General features: G+C 69.1%; 22 protein-coding genes. 12 read left to right on the forward strand and 10 right to left on the reverse strand.

Annotated elements, in window-relative coordinates; genetic code table 11:
• Positions 1–6: 6 nt before the first annotated feature.
• The 4 genes from ACMCNO_RS03505 to ACMCNO_RS03520 all read right to left on the reverse strand — a co-directional run bounded on the left by ACMCNO_RS03505 (position 7) and on the right by ACMCNO_RS03520 (position 3240).
• Complete coding sequence (locus tag ACMCNO_RS03505; RefSeq protein WP_412747973.1) at positions 7–768, reverse strand: hypothetical protein; 762 nt, start codon at positions 766–768, stop codon at positions 7–9.
• A gap of 438 nt (positions 769–1206) precedes the next feature.
• The gene (locus tag ACMCNO_RS03510) at positions 1207–1659 is read right to left on the reverse strand and encodes a DUF4190 domain-containing protein (protein ID WP_412747974.1); all 453 of its coding nucleotides are present in this window, start codon (positions 1657–1659) and stop codon (positions 1207–1209) included.
• A gap of 114 nt (positions 1660–1773) precedes the next feature.
• Entirely contained in the window at positions 1774–2334 is a 561-nt protein-coding gene (locus ACMCNO_RS03515; RefSeq protein WP_412747975.1) for an HD domain-containing protein, read from the reverse strand.
• Positions 2335–2595: 261 nt separating this feature from the next.
• Positions 2596–3240 (reverse strand): hypothetical protein, encoded by a 645-nt coding sequence (locus ACMCNO_RS03520; protein WP_412747976.1) that lies wholly within the window; start codon positions 3238–3240, stop codon positions 2596–2598.
• 42 nt (positions 3241–3282) lie between these two features.
• On the opposite strand from ACMCNO_RS03520, the gene ACMCNO_RS03525 reads away from it, so the two are divergent.
• Positions 3283–3735: a hypothetical protein gene (locus tag ACMCNO_RS03525; protein ID WP_412747977.1), complete on the forward strand. Its 453-nt coding sequence runs from the start codon at positions 3283–3285 to the stop codon at positions 3733–3735.
• Positions 3736–3746: 11 nt separating this feature from the next.
• Here the strand turns inward: ACMCNO_RS03525 and ACMCNO_RS03530 are convergent, their stop codons facing one another.
• The 3 genes from ACMCNO_RS03530 to ACMCNO_RS03540 form a co-directional block, all read right to left on the reverse strand.
• Positions 3747–4358, reverse strand: coding sequence for a hypothetical protein (locus ACMCNO_RS03530; RefSeq protein ID WP_412747978.1), 612 nt, complete (start codon positions 4356–4358; stop codon positions 3747–3749).
• Between the two features lie 1029 nt (positions 4359–5387).
• A protein-coding gene (locus ACMCNO_RS03535) for an IS3 family transposase (RefSeq protein WP_412747766.1) occupies positions 5388–6553 on the reverse strand; the annotation gives its coding sequence in 2 pieces (ribosomal slippage) (positions 5388–6266 and positions 6269–6553; 1164 coding nt in all).
• A gap of 45 nt (positions 6554–6598) precedes the next feature.
• The gene (locus ACMCNO_RS03540; RefSeq protein WP_412747979.1) at positions 6599–7306 is read right to left on the reverse strand and encodes a helix-turn-helix domain-containing protein; all 708 of its coding nucleotides are present in this window, start codon (positions 7304–7306) and stop codon (positions 6599–6601) included.
• 86 nt (positions 7307–7392) lie between these two features.
• Between ACMCNO_RS03540 and ACMCNO_RS03545 the strand changes: the two genes are divergently transcribed.
• A complete protein-coding gene (locus ACMCNO_RS03545; protein WP_412753600.1) occupies positions 7393–8007 on the forward strand; it encodes a flavoprotein in 615 nt (204 codons plus the stop codon).
• 39 nt (positions 8008–8046) lie between these two features.
• Here ACMCNO_RS03545 and ACMCNO_RS03550 read toward each other — a convergent pair whose 3' ends face one another.
• The gene (locus tag ACMCNO_RS03550; RefSeq protein ID WP_412747980.1) at positions 8047–8172 is read right to left on the reverse strand and encodes a hypothetical protein; all 126 of its coding nucleotides are present in this window, start codon (positions 8170–8172) and stop codon (positions 8047–8049) included.
• Positions 8173–8488: 316 nt separating this feature from the next.
• Here ACMCNO_RS03550 and ACMCNO_RS03555 point away from each other — a divergent pair, with 316 nt between their 5' ends.
• Positions 8489–9052: an NUDIX hydrolase gene (locus ACMCNO_RS03555; protein WP_412747981.1), complete on the forward strand. Its 564-nt coding sequence runs from the start codon at positions 8489–8491 to the stop codon at positions 9050–9052.
• Here the strand turns inward: ACMCNO_RS03555 and ACMCNO_RS03560 are convergent.
• Positions 9049–9417, reverse strand: a complete 369-nt coding sequence (locus ACMCNO_RS03560) for a hypothetical protein (RefSeq protein ID WP_412747982.1) — start codon at positions 9415–9417, stop codon at positions 9049–9051. The two genes, ACMCNO_RS03555 and ACMCNO_RS03560, sit on opposite strands and share 4 nt — an antisense overlap.
• Positions 9418–9432: 15 nt before the next feature.
• On the reverse strand, positions 9433–10143 hold the full coding sequence (locus tag ACMCNO_RS03565) for a Pvc16 family protein (RefSeq protein ID WP_412747983.1): 711 nt from the start codon (positions 10141–10143) through the stop codon (positions 9433–9435).
• Positions 10144–10232: 89 nt separating this feature from the next.
• Here ACMCNO_RS03565 and ACMCNO_RS03570 point away from each other — a divergent pair, with 89 nt between their 5' ends.
• Genes ACMCNO_RS03570 through ACMCNO_RS03610 form a run of 9 tightly spaced genes read left to right on the forward strand, consistent with a single transcriptional unit; the run spans position 10233 to position 18874 of the window.
• Positions 10233–11765, forward strand: coding sequence for a phage tail sheath family protein (locus ACMCNO_RS03570; RefSeq protein ID WP_412747984.1), 1533 nt, complete (start codon positions 10233–10235; stop codon positions 11763–11765).
• A 16-nt stretch (positions 11766–11781) separates the two neighbouring features.
• A complete protein-coding gene (locus ACMCNO_RS03575) occupies positions 11782–12243 on the forward strand; it encodes a phage tail protein (protein WP_412747985.1) in 462 nt (153 codons plus the stop codon).
• Entirely contained in the window at positions 12240–12629 is a 390-nt protein-coding gene (locus tag ACMCNO_RS03580; protein WP_412747986.1) for a hypothetical protein, read from the forward strand. Before ACMCNO_RS03575 ends, ACMCNO_RS03580 begins: the two co-directional genes overlap by 4 nt.
• Before the next feature lie 8 nt (positions 12630–12637).
• Positions 12638–12787 (forward strand): DUF6760 family protein, encoded by a 150-nt coding sequence (locus ACMCNO_RS03585; protein WP_412753601.1) that lies wholly within the window; start codon positions 12638–12640, stop codon positions 12785–12787.
• A 4-nt stretch (positions 12788–12791) separates the two neighbouring features.
• On the forward strand, positions 12792–15365 hold the full coding sequence (locus ACMCNO_RS03590) for a DUF4157 domain-containing protein (protein ID WP_412747987.1): 2574 nt from the start codon (positions 12792–12794) through the stop codon (positions 15363–15365).
• A gap of 8 nt (positions 15366–15373) precedes the next feature.
• The gene (locus tag ACMCNO_RS03595) at positions 15374–15826 is read left to right on the forward strand and encodes a phage tail protein (RefSeq protein WP_412747988.1); all 453 of its coding nucleotides are present in this window, start codon (positions 15374–15376) and stop codon (positions 15824–15826) included.
• The gene (locus ACMCNO_RS03600; RefSeq protein ID WP_412747989.1) at positions 15826–16287 is read left to right on the forward strand and encodes a phage tail protein; all 462 of its coding nucleotides are present in this window, start codon (positions 15826–15828) and stop codon (positions 16285–16287) included. The genes ACMCNO_RS03595 and ACMCNO_RS03600 overlap by 1 nt, the downstream gene beginning before the upstream one ends.
• On the forward strand, positions 16287–16979 hold the full coding sequence (locus tag ACMCNO_RS03605) for a LysM peptidoglycan-binding domain-containing protein (RefSeq protein ID WP_412747990.1): 693 nt from the start codon (positions 16287–16289) through the stop codon (positions 16977–16979). Before ACMCNO_RS03600 ends, ACMCNO_RS03605 begins: the two co-directional genes overlap by 1 nt.
• Positions 16976–18874 (forward strand): phage baseplate assembly protein V, encoded by a 1899-nt coding sequence (locus ACMCNO_RS03610; protein WP_412747991.1) that lies wholly within the window; start codon positions 16976–16978, stop codon positions 18872–18874. Before ACMCNO_RS03605 ends, ACMCNO_RS03610 begins: the two co-directional genes overlap by 4 nt.
• The last annotated feature ends 33 nt before the right edge of the window (positions 18875–18907 follow it).

Raw genomic sequence — 18907 nt, forward strand, 5'->3', positions numbered from 1 at the left:
GAGTTCTCAGTGCGGGGAGGTGTTGAACTCGCCCCCCAACGCCAGCCCGGCCGAACAGTCCAACTCGCCCGGGGCCAGCTGGGTGTGCGACGGCCGCCAGAGTGTCACGTCCCCCGGGGCGGCGACACGCGCGACGACGCAGTCGTACTGGCTGCCGCGCAGCGCCACCCCGACGATGCCGTCCTGAACGGCGAAATCCTGGTGGATGGCCGGGTCTAGTTTCAGTCCGGCCACCGCCGCGCGGACGGCGGACTCGTTCGGGCCGACGGGGTTCAGCGCGCTCTGGAGGCGCTCGTCGACGCCCTGCAGGGACGGGTCTTTAGGAACCGGCAGCGGCGTTCCCGCCGGGCAGTCGATGTCGTCGTCGCGGCTGTCTTTCTCCGGACCCATCTGCAGGCGGAAGCAGATCGGCACGTCGGCCTGGTGGAGCACCACCTGATCGAAGCCGCGCGCCACACCGTGACCCGTCACCTTCAGTATCAGGGTCACGCCGGTCTGCCAGTGGGTCTGCCCGGTGACCGAGAGGACCTGGACGTCGGGGTGCTGGCCAGCCGAGTGCAGATAGTCGCCGGCCTTGTCGACGTGGTCGAGCTCGAAGCGGGCGAGCACATTGTCGACCTTATTTGCCGCGTCGGGCAGTGCAGTGTGGTGGATCTGCCAGTCCGGCTGACGGTGGACGTGCTCCTCGTACCGCCACGTGCCCGCCGCCGCGAGGCCAAGCACCAGACCTATCGCGCCGAGCCCGATCCACTTCGTTCTCCCCCGCATGGACCGGATTATGTCGCAGAAAGCTCGGCCACCAGACCCGGGACCGATCGATCGAGGTCATCCGTTGTCGTTCCGAGACCGAAGGCGGCGCGGTGCATGCCCGAGGCCCCGCCGCGAGGATATGCCCAGCTCAAAGTCACTTCGGCTGTCGCGCAGGCAATCAGGTTCACATGTGAGCTGCGTGGTACGACTCGTCAGGGCACCATGACCGGGTCGACCTGACGGGGGGCGGGCCCTGACCCGTGCGTTCCTGCAGCCGGATGATCTCCACGACTTCGTCGTGGACCAGTTCGGCAACGACCGGCGGCTCCGACAGCAACCGCTGTGTCATCCCGGGGCGCACCACTGTCCATGATCGATGGTGGCTGGCCTCGTCTCAGCCCCGGCTCGAATCGCCTGCCCAGTCACGATCAACATCCCCGGCCAGGAGGATTAGAGCTAGCCATTGCCGTGGACAACGGTGACAAACAATCCAAACACCAACAGCAGAACCACTGAGGGGATCCAACCGAGGGTGATTCCGGCCAGTGCGACGATGCGGCCGCTCCCGCCGGTGCGCCGGATCTGCCGCGCGGCGACGTGGCCCAGGATCGCCCCGACGACGCCGATCGGGGCTCCGGCAAGGATGTTGGTGGTGTACTCGATCACCAAGGCGACCGACGAGGTGACCAGCGACGCGATCGCCATCCTGTTGATCCGCGGGAGGCCACCGTGCCAGATCGGGGGCGGATAGGCAGGCGAGAGGGCGTGGGCGCCGGAATGGCTGCCTGCGGGGGGCTTCACTGCGCCATGCGACTGCGGGTAGGGGAACCCGGGCACCTGCGGTGTGGTCGGGGAGAGGGGAGGGTCGAACGGCTGATGATGGTCGGGCCGTTGTGGCAGATTGCTCATCGAAGTTCTCCCCGTTGTTGCGGCCCACCAGGATAGCCCGCGACTTCCGGCGCCCTCGTCTCAGCCCCGGCTCGAATCGCCTGCCCAACCAAGGTCAACATCCCGGTTGGAGTATTAGCGGTCACGCCAGAACAGAGGCGACAAGTCGACGGCTGCCCCGGCGATTCGCCGACTGGTCTCGGTGTGGAGATCCTTCCGCGCCGAGTCGATCCAGCCCTCCGTTCGCTGCACGCCGATGTCGCGGTATTCGACAGCTTGGAGGAGCATCTCCAGCTTGTCGGCGTCCTTGGCGCACCGGGCTTCGAGCGTCTCGCGTGACTCGTATTCGTCAACGGCACCGCGCACCATCTCGCGGGACTGTTCCGGCAGATGGTCTGTCTGGTCGGCGGTGATCTGGCGCGGATCAGGCTTGGTCAGGTAGGCGGCAGCTGTGTGCGGCAGGTCGCCGGTACGGGTCTCCTGGCTGTCGTGCCACAGCGCCAGGAACGCGGCCCGGGCGGGGTCGGCTCCCTCCTCGGCGGCAATCAGCGCGGCCAACTGGGCGGCACGCATGGTGTGCTCGGCGACCGATTCGGGATCCCGTACGCCTGCATGCCACCAGCCGGAGCGGCGGATGCGCTTCAACAACCCGAGTTCATAACCGAATCCGGCGAGCGCCTCTGCGTCCTCTGGCACGGTGGTTCCTTTCTATCGGTCTGTGATGCGCATTGCGTACAGGAGCGCCACGAGTCGATCATGCTCGGTCCGGGCCAGGGCGGGGGTGGACGCGAGCCTATCGAGCGCGTCGGCGAGGGACGCGCGGGTGGCCGGCCGGCCGCTGAGCAGCGACGGTCGAGACGCTATGAGGGCGTGCAATGTGTAGAGGTTCAGCGGTAGGTGCGGTGACGCGGGATCGAGGCGCGGGGTCGGCTCCCTCCTCGGCAGCGATCAGGGCAGCTAACTGGGCGGCACGCATGGTGTGCTCGGCGACCGATTCGGGATCGCGTACGCCTGCGTGCCACCAGCCGGAACGTAGGGGCCCGTGACGATAAGGGCGGCATTGACAACCCGTTCCAATTCTTCGGTGAGAGTCGGAGGTAGGACAGACCTCGCTGCCTCAGCGAAGGCGACGAAGTAGGCCGTCCGGTTCAGAAATGCGGTACGGGCAGACCAGAACGCGGAAGGATTCGCGGCGTGGCGGGCACGGTGGAGGATGGCGCCGACGCTGACCACCTTGTCGGCCGCGCTTGCGATCACCGCGTCGGGCTCGTTGACACTCACTTCGGGCAGAATGGATTTGTCCATGGTGTCGTGTTCACGCTGAATCGCCCGGACGAGCCGGGACACGGCAGGGCTGAGCTGCCTCGCCAGGGTGGCATCCAGGTCGATGTCCGTAGGTGCGAAGTACGGCGCGTCATGCAGGATCACCGCGGCGATCAGATCCGGTGCCGCACCGGGAACATGTTCCACGACTTTGCGTGCCACCTTGAGGGCGTGTCCGATGGCGGGAGACCCATCGATGACCTGGCCCTCACACCACTGTCGCGCCAGCAAGATCGCCGCCGTGACGAACGGGGTCCTGGGTAACGCCGATGCGCTCATCGATGCCTGCTTTCGGTTGGTTTGAACATGTACCGTGCAGCCATGGCGATGACGTCCGACCAACTGCGCGACGCGACGTGCGTCGTCTGCCCGGCGCAGTCGATGCCGCTGGGTCAGTTCGACGTGACCGACCGCCCCGGCCCGACGTCGCGGTACGACCCGGAGGTCGGCTGCCGCGTTGACGTCCGCACCGACGTTCCCGTCTGCGTCCACCCGTACCGCGTCGGCCTGCCGCCCGGGGCGTACTGCTCCCAAGGTGTGCCGGTGCCGACGATCCCGGAAGAACCGCCGGCACCGACCCGTGATGCCTTGGAGATGCCCGACGACGTCACCAATCTCGAAGGGTGGATCATCGCGGTCGTCCGCGCCGCCGGCTCGGCCCGCATCCATCAGGCGCTCTCGGCAGCGGAGACACTGGCCGCCGAGCGTTTCGCCGAGCGAGACGTTGTGACAGCCATGCGCCGCGTGCTGACCGTGGAGCTGGCAGGGGGTTGATCCGGTGCGTATTAGACGGTGGCCCTCGTCGTGGCGGCCTCAGTCGGCGTGAGCTCCTCGAACGTGAAGCGATGGCTGCGGCCTTCGGCCTGGATGCCGATGCTCTCGTACTTACGGCCCAGGATGTCCAGGCGACGGCCCATCTCCGCCCGATCCAGCCAGTACCGCCGGTTCGGCTCGCCCCATCCGGCCGCGCGGTAGCACTGGTCGGTGTAGCCGTCGACCTCGTAAGTGAAGCGTTCCTGGTCGGTCATGTGAACGAACCCGATACCGATCCTCTCGGTCAGCCTCTGGCACAAGGTGTACTGGGCCAGCACTGCGTGGACCATCTCGTCGACCGGGGCGCTGATTTCCAGCTCGGCCACGTGCTCGTCGCCGTCGGACAGTTCGAACACCGCGGACTTGAGGGCGAGGACCCGAAGGGCTTCCTCAAACAGCGGTGGGGTGTCCGACGTCAGGTCCCAGTTGGCAACCAGCGGGTAGCCGGTGAAGGTTGCCCAACAGTCCGTGTACGCCTGAGAGGAGCGTTCCAGCCGGGAAAACTCCTCCGTACCCTTGATCAGTGCCAGGATCTCCGTAGCGCGGCGGCCCACTTCAGCCGGGGTGGGTGTCGTGGTTTCCATGACTTCCCTTCTGTCGGTAATGCTGGGGGTCGGTCCACCCACGCCGCCGGAAACGCGACGCGGCCGGAATTTTGAGCACAACTTGGGTGCGTGGTGCTGGGGTGTTGATCAGCGACGCCACCGGCCGGCGGAGCGGTGCTGCTGGCCCGGGGTGAGCTGCCCCGTGCGGCCGACCTGCGGGTATGCCTGCGTGGCGATCGTCCAGGCCGGGGCGTTGGCCGGAATCGAGAACCGGGGGGATTCGCGGATCTCTTGCAGCTTCAGCTCAAGGCAGGGCCAAGGCAACCCGCAGGTACAGCGTGCGCGGCGCAGAATGCGACGCCTTCTTTGATGCGTCCTTCGTTCCGGTCCACTTCCGAGGATCACGTTCTGGAACGGTTGACCGGCTGGGCTTCCTCGCCCCCGCCTCGTCACACGCTGACGTGAAAACTGCTTGACACTGGTCATGGAAGACAGCTTGCGGGAGTGCAAGCCGCCTGAGTTGCCGAGCTGGCAACCACCTACGTGTCGCTGAGCGCGCCACACCGTTCCGCGAGTCCGCGCAGTGATGAGCCGTTGACACTGCGAGGATTGCGAGCGAGCAGCTCTCGCAGGCTGTTGCGGACAATGGGGCTCAGGCTGATCCGTAGCGGTGCCGCACGTTCTGCACGGCGGAAGGCGTCTACGGACTCCGAGTATCGATCCAGCTGAAGAAGGGCTCGTCCGATGTCTACCCACAAATAAGACATGCGTTCACGATTGCCGATCGCCACGCCTGAGAGGGGCTTCGCAAAGGCTAGGGCTGCCCCAGGACTTCCGGCCTCCACCTCGACGGCGACCTGATGCATAAGAACATTCCACTGTGTGAATGAGGTGAAGCCCGCAATCGTGGATGGGTTCGTCGTGCCCAAGTCGATCGAGGCGGCTTCCCGGAGCAGGTCGCGAGCGTGGTCGACTTGCCCTTGGGCGGCAGATGTTGAGGCGGCGACGAGCAAGCAAGAGCCTCTGGCGCTCATTCGGGTTTGCTGCACCGATTGGTGACAGGTGTAGTCACGCGGCCTGACTGGCCGGTGGGGTCATGATGGTCTCGAACTCGATAGGGGTCAATCGGGACAGCGAGCGTTGGCGTCTGCGGCGGTGGTAGGTCCGTTCGATCCAGGTCACGATCGCGATCCGTAGCTGTTCGCGGGAACGCCATGCGTGCCGGTCCAGGACGTTGTTCTGCAGCAGGCCGAAGAACGACTCCATGGCCGCGTTGTCCCCGGCGGCGCCGACCCGACCCATCGATCCGACCATCCGGTAACCATCGAGGGCCCGGACGAACTTTCTGGATCGAAATTGCGACCCACGGTCGGTGTGGAGTACGCAGCCGGACAGGTCACCGCGTCGGGCGGCGGCGTTGTTGAGCGCGGCCACGGCCAGGCAGGACTTCATCCTGGTGTCGATGCTGTAGCCGACGATCCGGTTGGACCAGACGTCCTTGATCGCGCACAGGTAGAGCTTGCCCTCACCGGTGTGGTGCTCGGTGATGTCGGCCAACCACAGCCGGTTCGGGCCCTGGGCGGTGAAGTCGCGGCGGACCAGGTCGTCGTGGACCGGCGGGCCGACCTTGCGCCCTTTGCCGCGCTGCTTCTTGCCGAACGCGCTCCACCAGCCGTTACCCGAGCAGATCCGCCACGCGGTCCGGTCAGCCATCGGCTGCCCACCGGCGCGGGCCTCGTCAGCGAGGAACCGGTAGCCGAACTCCGGGTCGTCGCGGTGCGCGTCGACCAAGGCGTTGGCCCGGTACGCCTGGATCACCTCGGTGTCGGTCACGGGCCGGGCCAGCCACCGGTAGTAGGGCTGACGAGCGATGTTCAATACCCGGCACGTCACCGCCACGGGGATCCCCTCAGCGGCCAGCTCACTCACGAGCGGGTAGAGCCTTTTCCCGGCAGGTTCGCCTGCGACAAGTACGCCGCAGCCCGACGCAGGACCTCATTCTCCTGCTCCAACAGCTTGTTCCGTCGTCGAAGTTCCCGCAGCTCGGCCGACTCGGTGCGGGTCACACCCGGCTTGGCACCGGCGTCGACGTCGGCCTGACGCAGCCACTTGAACAACGTCATCGGATGGACCCCGAAGTCCTTCGCGATCTGCTCGACCGTCACACCGGGGTCACGCTCACGGGTAACCCGCACGACGTCGTCGCGGAACTCTTGGGGGTATGGCTTTGGCACAGCGACATCCTTCCAGCTCACCCACAGGGCAAGCCATCTCAGATGTCACCTACCGGTGCAGCAGACCCTTCCTTCTGCGCCGGTCATCGGGGTCTCAAGCGCCGCCAAGGCGACCGCCGTGGCCCTCCGTACGGCTCCCGCAGGTGCGAGCGCGTGCGCCTGACCATACGCGGCGAATCCGAGCGTGGGCAGGTCTTCTGCTTGCTCCGCAGCGCTACGCATCCGTTCTGCCGCCATCCAGGCCAGATCATGTTCCCCAAGGTTCCTCATGAGGAACATTGCCGCGTAGGCGGCAAACACAACTCGTCGCTGCTTGTTGACGGCCGGGTCCCTGGCTGCGTCCAACTGCGTCCACCGCAACAAATCCGGTACCACCCTGGCTTGACGGACCAGATCGCACCCTTCCATCAGCTCAAGGAGCCCATCCATAGCAGCGGCAATCTGCGCATCGGGCACCAGGGGGCCGCCAGGGTCAAGCAGCGCCAGCCGAGTTGCGCGCACACCTCGGAGCGCGTCGGCGTTCTCACGCCGGGTCGAAGGGTGCGGTTGGCCCGTCAAGTCAGTGAGCGAGACGTCAAGCGCGGCGGCGATGCGGTCGAGCAGCGCACGCGAGTCCGTTGAGCGTTCCCCACGCTCCAAGCGGGACAGGTAGGGCTTGCTGATGCCTGCCAAGCCGGCTGCCTGATCGAGGCTGAGACCGCGTGCGCGTCTGTGGCGGCGAATGTTCGCGCCAACGCCAGTCTTGTCCTTCATCGCCGTTGCTCCCGTGCTCATGCACACTTGACGCCGATGGCGCCCATGGCAGACGCCATGGTTGGAGGATCGGTAACGTGACATCGATGGGACATGTACTCTATGTCGTCGTCTGCGGCGCCGGCAACGCTGCGAGCAGCAGCGGCTTCGTCAAAGAGATGATCAACAGCGGCTGGGACGTTTGCGTGATAGCGAGTCCGGCGGCGTTGGCATTCATCGATGCCGAGGACTTGGCGGAAATTTCCGGCCATCCCGTTCGCTCCAAATTCAAGGATCCAGACGCGCCAGACCTTCTTCCACCCCCCGATGTCATTGTTGTTGCACCGGCCACATTCAACACTGTCAACAAGCTTGCGAACGGTATAAGCGACACGCTCGCCACCGCAATTCTGTGCGAGGCGCTCGGCAAGAAGGCTCCCATGATCATGGCGCCATGGATGAACTGTGCCTTGGCGAACCATTCGGCCTACACGCGTAGCATTCGCACGCTACAAGGCGATGGCGTTCGTTTTGTCCTTACGGAACAGACAATGCCTGGCGCAGTGCGAGACAATCCGGACGAAGGATTTCCATGGGCAACGGTGTCGGAAGCGGTCAGAAAGCTCCAACACCTCGACTCCGCCAGTGAGGATCTGTCTAACGCGCTCGACGCTCCGCAGACCGATGTGGATGCGAATGACGGGCCCCGTCCCACTGCGTGATGAGGCGGGCGACACGGGTCGACACCGGGCAGGAGGTCGTCAGTCTTCGTCGATGGACGCCTTGCGCCAACGGCCCTCGCTGCGTGGTCGTGATGATTGCTCGGGGCGGCCGGGAGACGCGATGCCGAGGCGGATGTTGTCGGCGGGCCTGGCGATGTCGGTCACCGGTGGCAGGACCACGCGCTCAAGGTCTGGTGCTCGTTGAGGGGTGCCGGAGCCTCGCTCAACTGCCGCTCGACTGACCGCGCATAGCGCGTCTCCCCTGCCATCTCCCGCCTTCCCGTGAGGCGAACCCACAAGCCGTCGATCTCGACGCACGGCGTCTGGTCAGGAGTTGGTACTTGCTCTCCGCTGGTCAGACGTCATGAGGTCAAGACGTGACGGGCACGTGACCGAGAAAGGAGGTTGCTGGCGTCAGCCGCTGTCAGCCGACGGGCAACGGCGTCGCGGTCAACCCGGGATCGGCGGCTATGGTTCGCTCATGAGCGTGGAGCCGAAGCGTGCCAGCGAGTGGACCATCCACGGGGAACGCATCGTCGACGACACCCGCCGTGCCGTCCTCAGCATTGCCGAGGTGGAACTGCCCGACGGTGTGCGATTCGAGCAGTACGTCCTTCGCGTGCCAAGCGCCGCCATGGTCATCGTTCTCGACGATGACCAGCGCGTCCTCATGATGTGGAGGCACCGCTTCATCATGGATCGTTGGGTCTGGGAACTACCTGGTGGCTATCTGGACCCGGACGAGGATCCCATGACCTGCGCGGCTCGGGAGGTCGAGGAGGAGACGGGCTGGCGTCCGCGCAGCATGGAAAGGCTCATCACGTTTCAACCCATGGTGGGAACTGTCGATCAGGAGAACGTCGTCTACCTGGCTCGCGGTGCTGACTTCACCGGCTCGTCGCCGGACGTCAACGAGGCTGAGCGCGTCGGCTGGATTCCCCTTGCTGAAATTCGCCAGCACGTCGACAGCGGCGAGATTGTCGGCGCCGGGTCGGTCTGCGGGCTACTGGCCGTGCTCCTGTTGAAGGCAACCGGGGAACTCTAGGTAACTTGGAGCGCTGGCCGTGCTCGTTCGGCGAAGTCGCGCACCGTGGGGATCCCTACGTGCTGTGAGAGCCGATCCGCGAGTTCTGCCAGGTAGTCCCGAGCCCGCGAGGAGTGGAGCCCTTCCACAGCGTCGACGGCATCGCTGCCAACCCGCGCCGTTTCCTCCAGTTCGCCAGCCTGCGCATGGGCAACCGCGAGCAGTACCAGATTGAACTGGCGCCCCTCGGGCAAAAACTGCCGTCCGTCCATCTTGAGCGACCGGGACGCGAACCGCTGCGCGACGTCACCACGACCGAGTGCGGTGAAGCAATGGCCGAACTTGGTTGCCAGGTACGACTCATCGAAGTAGCCGATTCGCGCCACGATCGGCCATTTCGCTCAATCCTGCTCGTCGATGGCCGCACTGCTCCAGCGTCCGGTCCGGCGGGGCTGTGACGGTGCGGGAGCGGGACGCCCCGGTGGTGCGACGCCGAGGCGGATGTTGTCGGCGGGCCCGGCGATGTCGGTGACCAGCGGCAGGACCAGCGGGGCACTGGCGATCACGCTCAGGGTGGTGCGCGACGGCTGCACCGGGAACGAAGGCTCACCCAGTCGCAACATGACCGGCCGCCCGGCCATCGCCTCGCCCAGCAGTTCCGGCGCCAGCCGACGGCCCGGGTCGACCGCCACCAGCACCGCATCCAACAACGCAGCCTCGACCGCAGGGTCGGTGGCCTCGGTGGTCACCAGGTAGTGCAGGTCGAAGCGACGGACCGGCGGGCGCCGGGCCACGACCCGGCCGTCGGCGTTCCGGATGTCTTCCCAGTCGGTCTCCGCGGCCTTCTCGTCCTCCCGGACCCCGGCCAGGAACCACACCAGGCTGGGCCGGTCCGGTCCGGTCTCCACGCCGGGCGGGGCGGGGGCACCGAACCGGACCTCGCAGGCGTCCGGCAGCAGCGGCGTGAGCAAGCCGCGCAGGGCCTGGTTCACGTCGGCGATCACCCGGACCTCCCGCCAGCCATGCTCCGATGCTCGGCGCCGCGGGCCCGCCGCGGCCAGCGTGGCCGGGCGACCACCGGTGCACCCGCCGCTGCCCGAAGGGGCGGCCACGGGTGCACCCGTCGTCGCCCGCCAGCCGCTGCCCGCGCTGCCACCTGCGGGCCACCCTGACAGGCGTCCGTTCGCCACAGGGAGGTCCGATGGCCAGCAGCTACTTGTCGCCTGGCGTCTACATGGAGGAGGTGTCCTCCGGCTCCCGACCCATCGAGGCCGCCGGTACCGCGGTCGCCGCCTTCGTCGGGTTCGCCGAGAAGGGCCCGTTGAACCAGCCGACGCTGGTCACCAACTGGACCCAGTACACCCAGAACTTCGGCGGTTTCATCCCCGGCTCGTACCTGGCGCATTCCGTGTACGGGTATTTCGCCAACGGCGGCGGCAGCGCGTACATCGTGCGGGTGGGCTCGGAGAGCGTGGCCGAGCCGCCGGTGCTGCGCGGCGAGCTGCCCGCGGTGGGCGACGACGGCCGCATCGCGTTCGCGGTCCGGGCGCTGCCCGCGGCGGCCGGTGGGGCACCGCTGACGGTCGAGGTGGTGGGCGGCCAGGACCCGGCCGACGAGAACTTCACGCTGCTGGTGAAGCGCGGTGGCGCGGTGGTCGAGGCCATGGAGGGGCTCACCGTACGGCGGGGGCCGTCCAACGTGGTGACCGCCGTGAAGCAGCAGTCGAAGCTGATCGAGGTCGAGGAGACCCGCGGCGCCCGGGTGGCCACGCTGCCCCGGCAAGGGGTCGAGGTGCCACTGGCGGGCAACGCCGTGGAGCCCGCCGCCCGCGTCGAGCCCAACGTGTACGTCGGCAACTCGGCCGACCGCACCGGCTTCGCGGGCCTGGAGGCGATCGACGAGATCACCATGCTGTCCGTGCCGGACCTGATGGCCGCGCGGGACCGGGGCCTGCTCGACGACGAGGGCGTCCGGGCCGTGCAGGACGCGATGATCACCCACTGCGAGCTGATGCGCGACCGGGTGGCGATCCTGGACACCCCGCCCAGCCTCAACGCCCAGCAGGTCAAGGGGTGGCGCGCCGAGGCCAACTACGACTCCAAGTACGCGGCTCTGTACTGGCCGTGGATCAAGGTGATGGACCCGCTGACCGGGGCGCCGGCGTTCATGCCGCCGAGCGGGCACATGGCGGGCATCTGGGCGCGCAACGACGCGACCCGCGGCGTACACAAGGCTCCTGCCAACGAGGTCGTGCGCGGCGCCATCGCGCTGGAGCTGAACCTCACCAAGGGTGAGCACGACCAGCTCAACCCGGACGGGATCAACTGCATCCGGTCGTTCCCGGGGCAGGGCATCCGGGTGTGGGGCGCGCGCACGCTGTCCAGCGACCCGGAGTGGCGCTACCTCAACGTGCGGCGGCTGTTCAACTACATCGAGAAGTCGATCCTGAACGGCACCAACTGGGTGGTCTTCGAGCCCAACGACCCGAAGCTGTGGGACTCGGTGAAGCGCACCATCACCATGTTCCTGCGCCGGGTGTGGCGCGACGGTGCGCTGTTCGGGTCGACCCCGGCGCAGGCGTTCTTCGTCAAGTGCGACGCCGAGAACAACCCACCGGAGAATCGCGACGCCGGCATGTTGACCGTCGAGATCGGTGTCGCGCCGGTCAAGCCGGCCGAATTCGTCATCTTCCGTCTGTCCCAGTTCGCCGACGGCGCCGGGCTCGAAGAGTAGGTAGGGGGAGCTTCAGATGCCAGGTGGACTCGGTTCATCACAGCCCAACGACGCGCTCACCGCGGCGCGCTTCTCCATCACCATCGACGGGTACGAGATCGCCTCGTTCTCCGAGCTGCAGGGCATCACCACGGAGGTGCAGCCGGTGGACTTCCTGGAGTCCACCGACAAGGAGGTCATCTTCAAGAAGCTGCCGGGCAGGATCGCGCCGCCCACGCTCAAGCTGTCCCGCGGCAAGAACCAGTCGATGGAGCTGTGGGCGTGGCACGAGGCGGTGCTGCAGGGCAACATCGTCGCGGCCCGCAAGAGCTGCTCGCTGATCATGTACAACTACGACGGTGCGCCGGTGGCCCGCTACCACCTGGAGAACGCGTGGCCGTCCAAGCTGGAGATCAGCGCGTTGAAGGCGGGCGCCAGTGAGGTGCTCATGGAGACCGTGACGATCGTGTGCGAGCACATCCAGCGGGTGTCCGGATGACCGCTCCCACCGAGGTGCTGCGCACGGAGTATCCGTTCGTGCTGCCGCGCGGCTACGTGGACGAGGAGGGGCGGGTGCACCGCGAGGGCGTCATGCGCCTCGCCACCGGTCGCGACGAGATCATGCCGCAGACCGATCCACGGGTACGGCAGAACGGCGCGTACCTGTCGATCCTGCTGCTGGAACGTACCGTCACCTCGCTGGGATCGCTGCCGTCCGTGGACACGTTCGTGGTGGAGAACCTGTTCGCCTCGGACCTCGCGTTCCTGCAGGACCTGTACCGGCGGATCAACTCCGAGGGGCGCACCGAGGCGGCGGTCACCTGCCCGAACTGCGGCCATGACTTCGCCGTCGACCTGGCCGGTGATGCACCGGGGGGATCCTGACGTACGCGATCGACCGCCTCTGGGAGGAGGTCGCGTACGTCGCCTACTACCTGCACTGGCCGTTCGACCAGATTCTCGACCTGGAACATCCCACGCGGGCCCGGGTCGTCGCCGAGATCGGCAAGATCCACACGCAGCGGGACGAGAAGGGCTGGTGAGACCATGCGATGGCCGTTCCGTCGTCGTAAGGACGCCGCACCAGCCGTCCCGGAGCAGCCGACCGGTGCCCCCCAGCCGAACGGCACCGGGCTGGACCGGCGGCCCGGCGCCGGGACCGCCCGGCGGGCGTGGCAGACCCTGCCGCCGCTCGCGCCGGTGGTCACCGCGCCCCGCCTGACCATGGGCACCCCGCCGGTGAGCGGGACCGGGCCGCTGCTGCGCCGCCCGACGGCCCCGCCGCCCGCCGCCCGCCCCGCCGGACGGGTCAGCGGTCTGGCGGAGGTGCTGCCCGCCCTGGACGTGACCCGGCCCGAGCCGGTCCCCCCCGCCCCCCGCCCGGTCCGCGCGGTGACCCGCCCGGCCGACAAGGCCCCGCTGACCGCCGCCACCGCCGCGTACGTGGGGGAGGCGCGCGAACCGGCCCAGCCGCACCGGGCGCCCGCCTGGCTGCGCGCCCTGTCGTCCGCGCCCGCCTTCGACCCGGTGCTCGGCGGGATGGTTCCGTCCGCCCCGGCCCCGGCCCCGACGCCGCCGCGGGCCGTTCCGCCCCCGTCGCGCCCGGTCGCGGCGCCGCGGGCCGTACCCACGCCCCGGCGGCCGGTACGCCCGCGGGGCCGACTCGGGCTCGGCGCACCCCTGGATGTTGAGGCCGCCGATGCGGACCCCGAGCCGGCCGCGCCGCCTGCCCCCACCGGGCGGCCGGCCTTCCTCTCGCCGGAACAGGCCGCCGAACCGGCGACACTGACCGGCTCGCCCGCAGTCTCGGCAGCGCCGGCCGGGATCCCGGCGCTGCCGACGACGCCGTCTGTCGGCCCCCGGCACCCCTCGGTGGTGGACGGCCCGGAGCCCCGGCACCCGTCCGTGGTGGACGGCCCGCAGCCTCGACACCTGCCCGCGGCTGACGCGCCGGAGCCCCGGCGTCCGTCCGTGGCCGGCAGCGCGGAGCCCCGGCATCCTTCAGTGGCCGGCAGCGCGGAGCCCCGGCTTCCGTCCGCACCCGTCGGCCCCGGGTCGATGGTGGTTGCGGAACCGACGCCGCGACCCTTCACCGCCACGACCACGCCGCCCCCCGCGGACCTGGCCCGGCACGTCTCCGAGGCCACCGGGGTGGACCTCGACGGGGTGCTGGTGCACCGCGGCCCGGACGTGGACCGGCGCGCCGCCCAGGCCGGTGCCGCGGCGTTCACCGTGGACGACGGGGTGCATCTGCCCGCGGCGGCCGGGCCGGACTCGACCGCGCAGGCGCGGGCGCTCGTCGCGCACGAGCTGGTGCACGTGGCGCAGCAACGCCAGCTCGGCCCGGCGCTGCCCGACGAGGGCACCCCGGGCGGCGCGCATCTGGAGGCCGAGGCGGTCGCGGTCGAGGATGCGGTCCGCTCCGGGCGGCCGCTGCCGTCGCTGCGGCACGCGCGTGCCGTGGCGGCCGGGCCGCCGCCCGCGGATCCGGTTCCCGCATCACCCGGCAGCGCGTCATCCACCGGGGGAAGCCGGCCTTCCGGCCTCACCGGGGGAGGGTGGCCCGGTGGCGACACGGGCGGGGCCGCCACGGCGCGGCCCATCGCCGTGCTCGGCGCGGGGGCGTCGCAGCGGGTCACCGGCCGGGTGCAGCGCCGCCCGTCGTCAACCCTCGACCATCCGCGATCCGTCGCGGCGCCGCCGGCCGCCCCGCCGTCACCACCCGCCCCGCCGTCACCACCCGCACAGCCGTCACCACCCGCACAGCCGCCTACGCCCACACCGGACACGTCCACTGCCACCGCGACCACATCCAGCTCGGGTACGGCCGCCGCTCCCGATGCCCCGGCCACATCGGCGAACGCTCCGTCCTGGTCGTCGGTCGGAAATGCCTTGGCGAACGACCTCGGCGAAATGGTGCTGTCCTCGTGGAGCCTGGAGGACGGAGACGCCCCGGGCCGCGGGTCCGGCGCCGGTGGCGGGGACGGCGGCAGCCGCGAGGAGCGGTTCAACAGCCTGGCCCGGCCCGCCCTCGAGCGGATGAACGAACAGCGGGTCGCGGCCGGGCAGGGCGAACTCGTCGCCCTCCCGCCGGATGAGGAAGCGCGCATCTGGGCCCAGGTCGACGCCGGCGGCGGTGGTACCGGCACCGGCAGCGGGGCGGACGCGCGGGGAGCCGGCCGCAGCGGCGGTCGCTCCGGTGGGCAGCGTGGCCGCGATCCGGGTATCCGCAGCTGGCGGGACTTCGGGACCGCCCTCGGCAACGACGTGGCCGACATGGCGGTTGGCTGGCTGGGCATGGACGGCGCGACGGTGACCGGCCGCGACGGATCCGGCTCGGACAGCGTGGGCGCGGCCCGCCCCGGCGCCCAGGGTGGCCACGGCTCCCACGGCTCCCACGGCGCCCAGGGTTCGCACAGAGCCGCGGGTGCGGCGGGATCGATGGTGGCGGCGCCTACCGGGCAGGGCGCCGACGATCACGCCGAGCGGCACACCATCGACACCGACGACCTGGACCTCGACGAACTGAGTGTCCGGCTCTACGACCGCATCCGCAGCAGGCTCCGCATGGAACTGCTGCTCGACCGCGAGCGGGCCGGCCTGCTCAACGATTTCCGATAGGGGGAGGCATGGCGCTCACCGACACCACCATGCTCGGCATGGCCAACCGGTTCAAGGTCAAGATCGACAACGGTCAGTACGACCTCGGCAGCTGGTCGCAGGTGGACGGCCTGGACGTCAAGTGGGACCTCGCCGAGTACCGGGCCGGGGACGGCGGCAACCAGCGGTGGTACTTCCCGGCCAACACCCACTACTCCGTGGTGAAGCTGACGCGGGCCGCGTCCAAGGAGAGCCAGCTGGTCCGCAAGTGGCTCGACTCCACCTCGTTCAAGTGGGAGCCACAGACCGGCATGGTGACCCTGCTCGACTCGATGGGCGAGGAGATCACCGGCTGGGACCTCAAGCACGTCATGCCGTTGCGCTGGTCCGTCAGCGGCTTCGAAGCGGGCGCCAGCAAGGTCGCGACCGAGACGCTCGAACTGCACCACATGGGCTTCCTCCTGGACGAGAAGAAGTTCTGATGCAGCAGTTGTCGCAGAATGCCCGCCTGGGCATGTCGATGCGCTTCCGGGTCAGCGTCGACGGCATCAACCTGGGCAGCTGGGCCACCTGCGCGGGACTCTCCGTGGAGTTCAAGAACACGCAGGTGAGCGAGGGCGGCAACTACGAGTACAGCGTGATCCTGCCCGACCGGGTGGAGTACCGGGCCATCACGCTGCGCCGCGCCATGTCGCCGCAGGAGTCGGCGATCGTGCAGCGCTGGCTGCACGGCGTGGTGAGCGGCTGGTACAACGCGGCGTCGCCGCGCGACTTCGGCCCGCGTACGGCGGAGATCGAGCTGTTCGACGCCGCGGGCACCGCGGTGGCGTCGTGGACGCTGCGCAACGTCTACCCGTCCCGGTGGGCCGGGCCCGACCTCGACGCCACCGGCAGCCGGGTCGCCGAGGAGACGCTCGAACTCGTCCACGAAGGGTTCCTGTGATGGCCCAGGCGTCGATCATCTGCGAGATGCCCCCCGGTGAGGTCTCCTTCGACCTCAACCCGGATCAGATCCTCATGTCCCGGCAGTCGTCGATGGGCTCGTACGGAAGCGGCAGCTCCAACAGCGGCAGCCCGGCCGGCTCCTCGCCGAGCATCTTCAAGAAGTCGAGCCCGCCGATCCTCACCCTCAACCGGGTCACGTTCCTCGGCAGCAACACCAAGTCGCGGTGTGACCAGCTGATGGACTGGATGAGTCCGGGCGGCGGCATGCTCGGTGCGCTGGCGGGGGCGGCGTTGTCCGCGCTGGCCGGCAAGAACCTGATCACCCGTCCGCCCAAGGTGATCTTCTCGTGGGGACCGTCGTTCCTGATCGAAGCGAACATCACCAACGTCAGCGTCACCTACAACCGGTTCGCGCCCAACGGCTCGCCGGTCCGCGCCGAGGTGACCATCCGGCTGCAGCAGCAGCCCAGCCTGCTCAGCCTGCTGGCCACGAACCCCACCTCGGCGGGCCTGCCGGGCCGCAAGGCGCACACGGTCACCGCGGGCGACTCGCTGGCCCGCATCGCCACCGATCAGTACGGCAGTCCCGGCCGCTGGCGCCAGCTGGCCGAGGCCAACGGCATCGAGGATCCGCTGCGGGTCCGCCCCGGCGACCGGGTGTACCTGCCGAACCCGGAGGAGATGCCGTGAACCCGTTCGGCGACCGGGGCGGGGTGGTCCGGGCCGGGGTGAAGGTGGGCGTGGCGAAGCTGCCGCTGTCACCCACCGCGGAGCGCTACCTGGTCCGGGCGGTCGTGGACACCCACGTGCACCTGCCGGACATGTTCGAGCTGACGTTCTTCGACGAGGGCGGGGACCTGCTCGACACCGCGGGGCTGTCCATCGGTACGCCGGTCGAGGTGCACGGCGGCGCGGCCGACTCGACCGACTCCAAGAAGCTCATCGCGGGCGAGGTCACCTCCATCGAGGCGGTCTGCGCCGACCTGAACATCTACACCGTGGTACGCGGGTACGAGCAGGCGCACCGGCTGCAGCGGGCCCGGCGTACCCGTACGTTCGTGAACAGCTCCGACTCGGACGCGGTGCGCAAGGTCGCGCAGGACGCCCGGGTGCGGATCGGCACGATCGACTCCACCGCCACCACCCACGACCATCTGGCCCAGGTGGCGCAGACCGACTGGGACTTCATCAAGCAGCGGGCCCGCGAGGTCGGCTACGAAACCGGGGTCAGCGACGGGGAGTTCTTCTTCCGTAAGCCGCCGGGCCTGCCGTCCGCGGGTGGCTTCCTCGACGCGATCGCCGACCTCGTCGGGCGGGGCAAGCCGAAGCTCACGTTCAAGGACAACCTGCTGACCTTCCTGCCCCGGGTCACCGGCGCCAACCTGACCACCGAGGTCGAGGTGCGGTTCTGGGATCCGGAGCAGGCCAAGGCGGTGACCAAGACCAAGCCGGTGCGCTCCGGCACGGCGCAGCTGTCGAAGGGACCGGACGAGCTGGCGGGCGCGTTCGGGCTGGCGAACCCGCTCGGGGTGTCGCTGCCCGCGATCCCGGGCCTGCCGGATCTGGGCGTGGCACCGAGCGCGTCCGCGTACGCGGTGGTGGACCGGCCCGTGGCCACCGGCTCCGGGGTGGACCGGGCCGCCGAGGAACTGGCCAACGGCCTCGCCGAGCACGTGGGCAGCTCGTTCGCCGAGGCGGAGGGGTACGCCCTGGGCAGCCCCGACCTGCAAGCGGGTACGCAGGTGGAGATCGCCGGGGTGCCCTCCGCGTTCGCGGGCACGTGGACGATCAGCAACGCCCGGCACGTGTTCGACGAGGCCGAGGGTGGCTACCGGACCCGGTTCTTCGTCAGCGGGCGGCAGGAACGCTCGCTGCTCGGCCTCGCCTCGCTGGGCGCCACCCAGGGCGAACCGACCCGCATCCCCGGCCTGGTGTGCGGGATCGTCACGAACAACAACGACCCGGACACCCGGGGCCGGGTCAAGGTGGCGCTGCCGTGGCTGTCGCCGTCGTACGAGTCGGACTGGGCGCGGGTGGCGCAGTTCGGGGCGGGCAAGAAGTCCGGGGGGCTGTTCACCCCGGAGGTCGGCGATGAGGTGCTGATCGGCTTCGAGTTCGGCGACCCGCGCCGCCCGTACGTCCTGGGTGGGCTGCGGAACGCGCACACGGACTTCGATCTGGGCGGCGACGCGGTCAAGTCCAGCGGGATGACCGCGCAGGTGGTGCGGCGCGGTTTCGTCAGCGGCGCGGGCAACCGGCTGGTGTTCCACGACGAGCTGCCCCCGCCGCCGGGGGCGGGGCCCGCGCTGGCGTCGGAGTTCGCGCTGGAGACGAAGGACCGCAAGATCGGCTTCGCGGTCGACCAGAAGGCGGGCACGTTGAAGATCACGTGCGAGCCGACCACGCCGACCGGCGCCGTCGAGATCACGTGCGGCCCCCAGGGCACCATCTCGATCAAGGCTGGTGCGGGCGGCTCGGTCACCATCGACGGCGGCAACCAGCTCGAACTCAAGGCCCAGCAGTCGGTCAAGATCTCGGGTGCCCAGGTCGAGATCAGTTCCCAGCAGATCAAGTTGGGCGGATGACCGGCATGACCGAGCACAGCGAGGGCCGGGAGG

Origin of the sequence: Krasilnikovia sp. M28-CT-15 (genome assembly GCF_047159595.1) — a bacterium.
Classification (GTDB): Bacteria; Actinomycetota; Actinomycetes; order Mycobacteriales; family Micromonosporaceae; genus Actinoplanes.

Coding starts and splice junctions, on each gene's coding strand:
- ACMCNO_RS03580 (WP_412747986.1), top strand. CDS start 12,240: ATGACCGCTCCCACCGAGGTGCTGCGCACGGAGTATCCGTTCGTGCTG.
- ACMCNO_RS03510 (WP_412747974.1), bottom strand. CDS start 1,659: ATGAGCAATCTGCCACAACGGCCCGACCATCATCAGCCGTTCGACCCT.
- ACMCNO_RS03520 (WP_412747976.1), bottom strand. CDS start 3,240: ATGAGCGCATCGGCGTTACCCAGGACCCCGTTCGTCACGGCGGCGATC.
- ACMCNO_RS03570 (WP_412747984.1), top strand. CDS start 10,233: ATGGCCAGCAGCTACTTGTCGCCTGGCGTCTACATGGAGGAGGTGTCC.
- ACMCNO_RS03595 (WP_412747988.1), top strand. CDS start 15,374: ATGGCGCTCACCGACACCACCATGCTCGGCATGGCCAACCGGTTCAAG.
- ACMCNO_RS03600 (WP_412747989.1), top strand. CDS start 15,826: ATGCAGCAGTTGTCGCAGAATGCCCGCCTGGGCATGTCGATGCGCTTC.
- ACMCNO_RS03605 (WP_412747990.1), top strand. CDS start 16,287: ATGGCCCAGGCGTCGATCATCTGCGAGATGCCCCCCGGTGAGGTCTCC.
- ACMCNO_RS03555 (WP_412747981.1), top strand. CDS start 8,489: ATGAGCGTGGAGCCGAAGCGTGCCAGCGAGTGGACCATCCACGGGGAA.
- ACMCNO_RS03545 (WP_412753600.1), top strand. CDS start 7,393: ATGGGACATGTACTCTATGTCGTCGTCTGCGGCGCCGGCAACGCTGCG.
- ACMCNO_RS03540 (WP_412747979.1), bottom strand. CDS start 7,306: ATGAAGGACAAGACTGGCGTTGGCGCGAACATTCGCCGCCACAGACGC.
- ACMCNO_RS03525 (WP_412747977.1), top strand. CDS start 3,283: ATGGCGATGACGTCCGACCAACTGCGCGACGCGACGTGCGTCGTCTGC.
- ACMCNO_RS03505 (WP_412747973.1), bottom strand. CDS start 768: ATGCGGGGGAGAACGAAGTGGATCGGGCTCGGCGCGATAGGTCTGGTG.
- ACMCNO_RS03590 (WP_412747987.1), top strand. CDS start 12,792: ATGCGATGGCCGTTCCGTCGTCGTAAGGACGCCGCACCAGCCGTCCCG.
- ACMCNO_RS03530 (WP_412747978.1), bottom strand. CDS start 4,358: ATGGAAACCACGACACCCACCCCGGCTGAAGTGGGCCGCCGCGCTACG.
- ACMCNO_RS03575 (WP_412747985.1), top strand. CDS start 11,782: ATGCCAGGTGGACTCGGTTCATCACAGCCCAACGACGCGCTCACCGCG.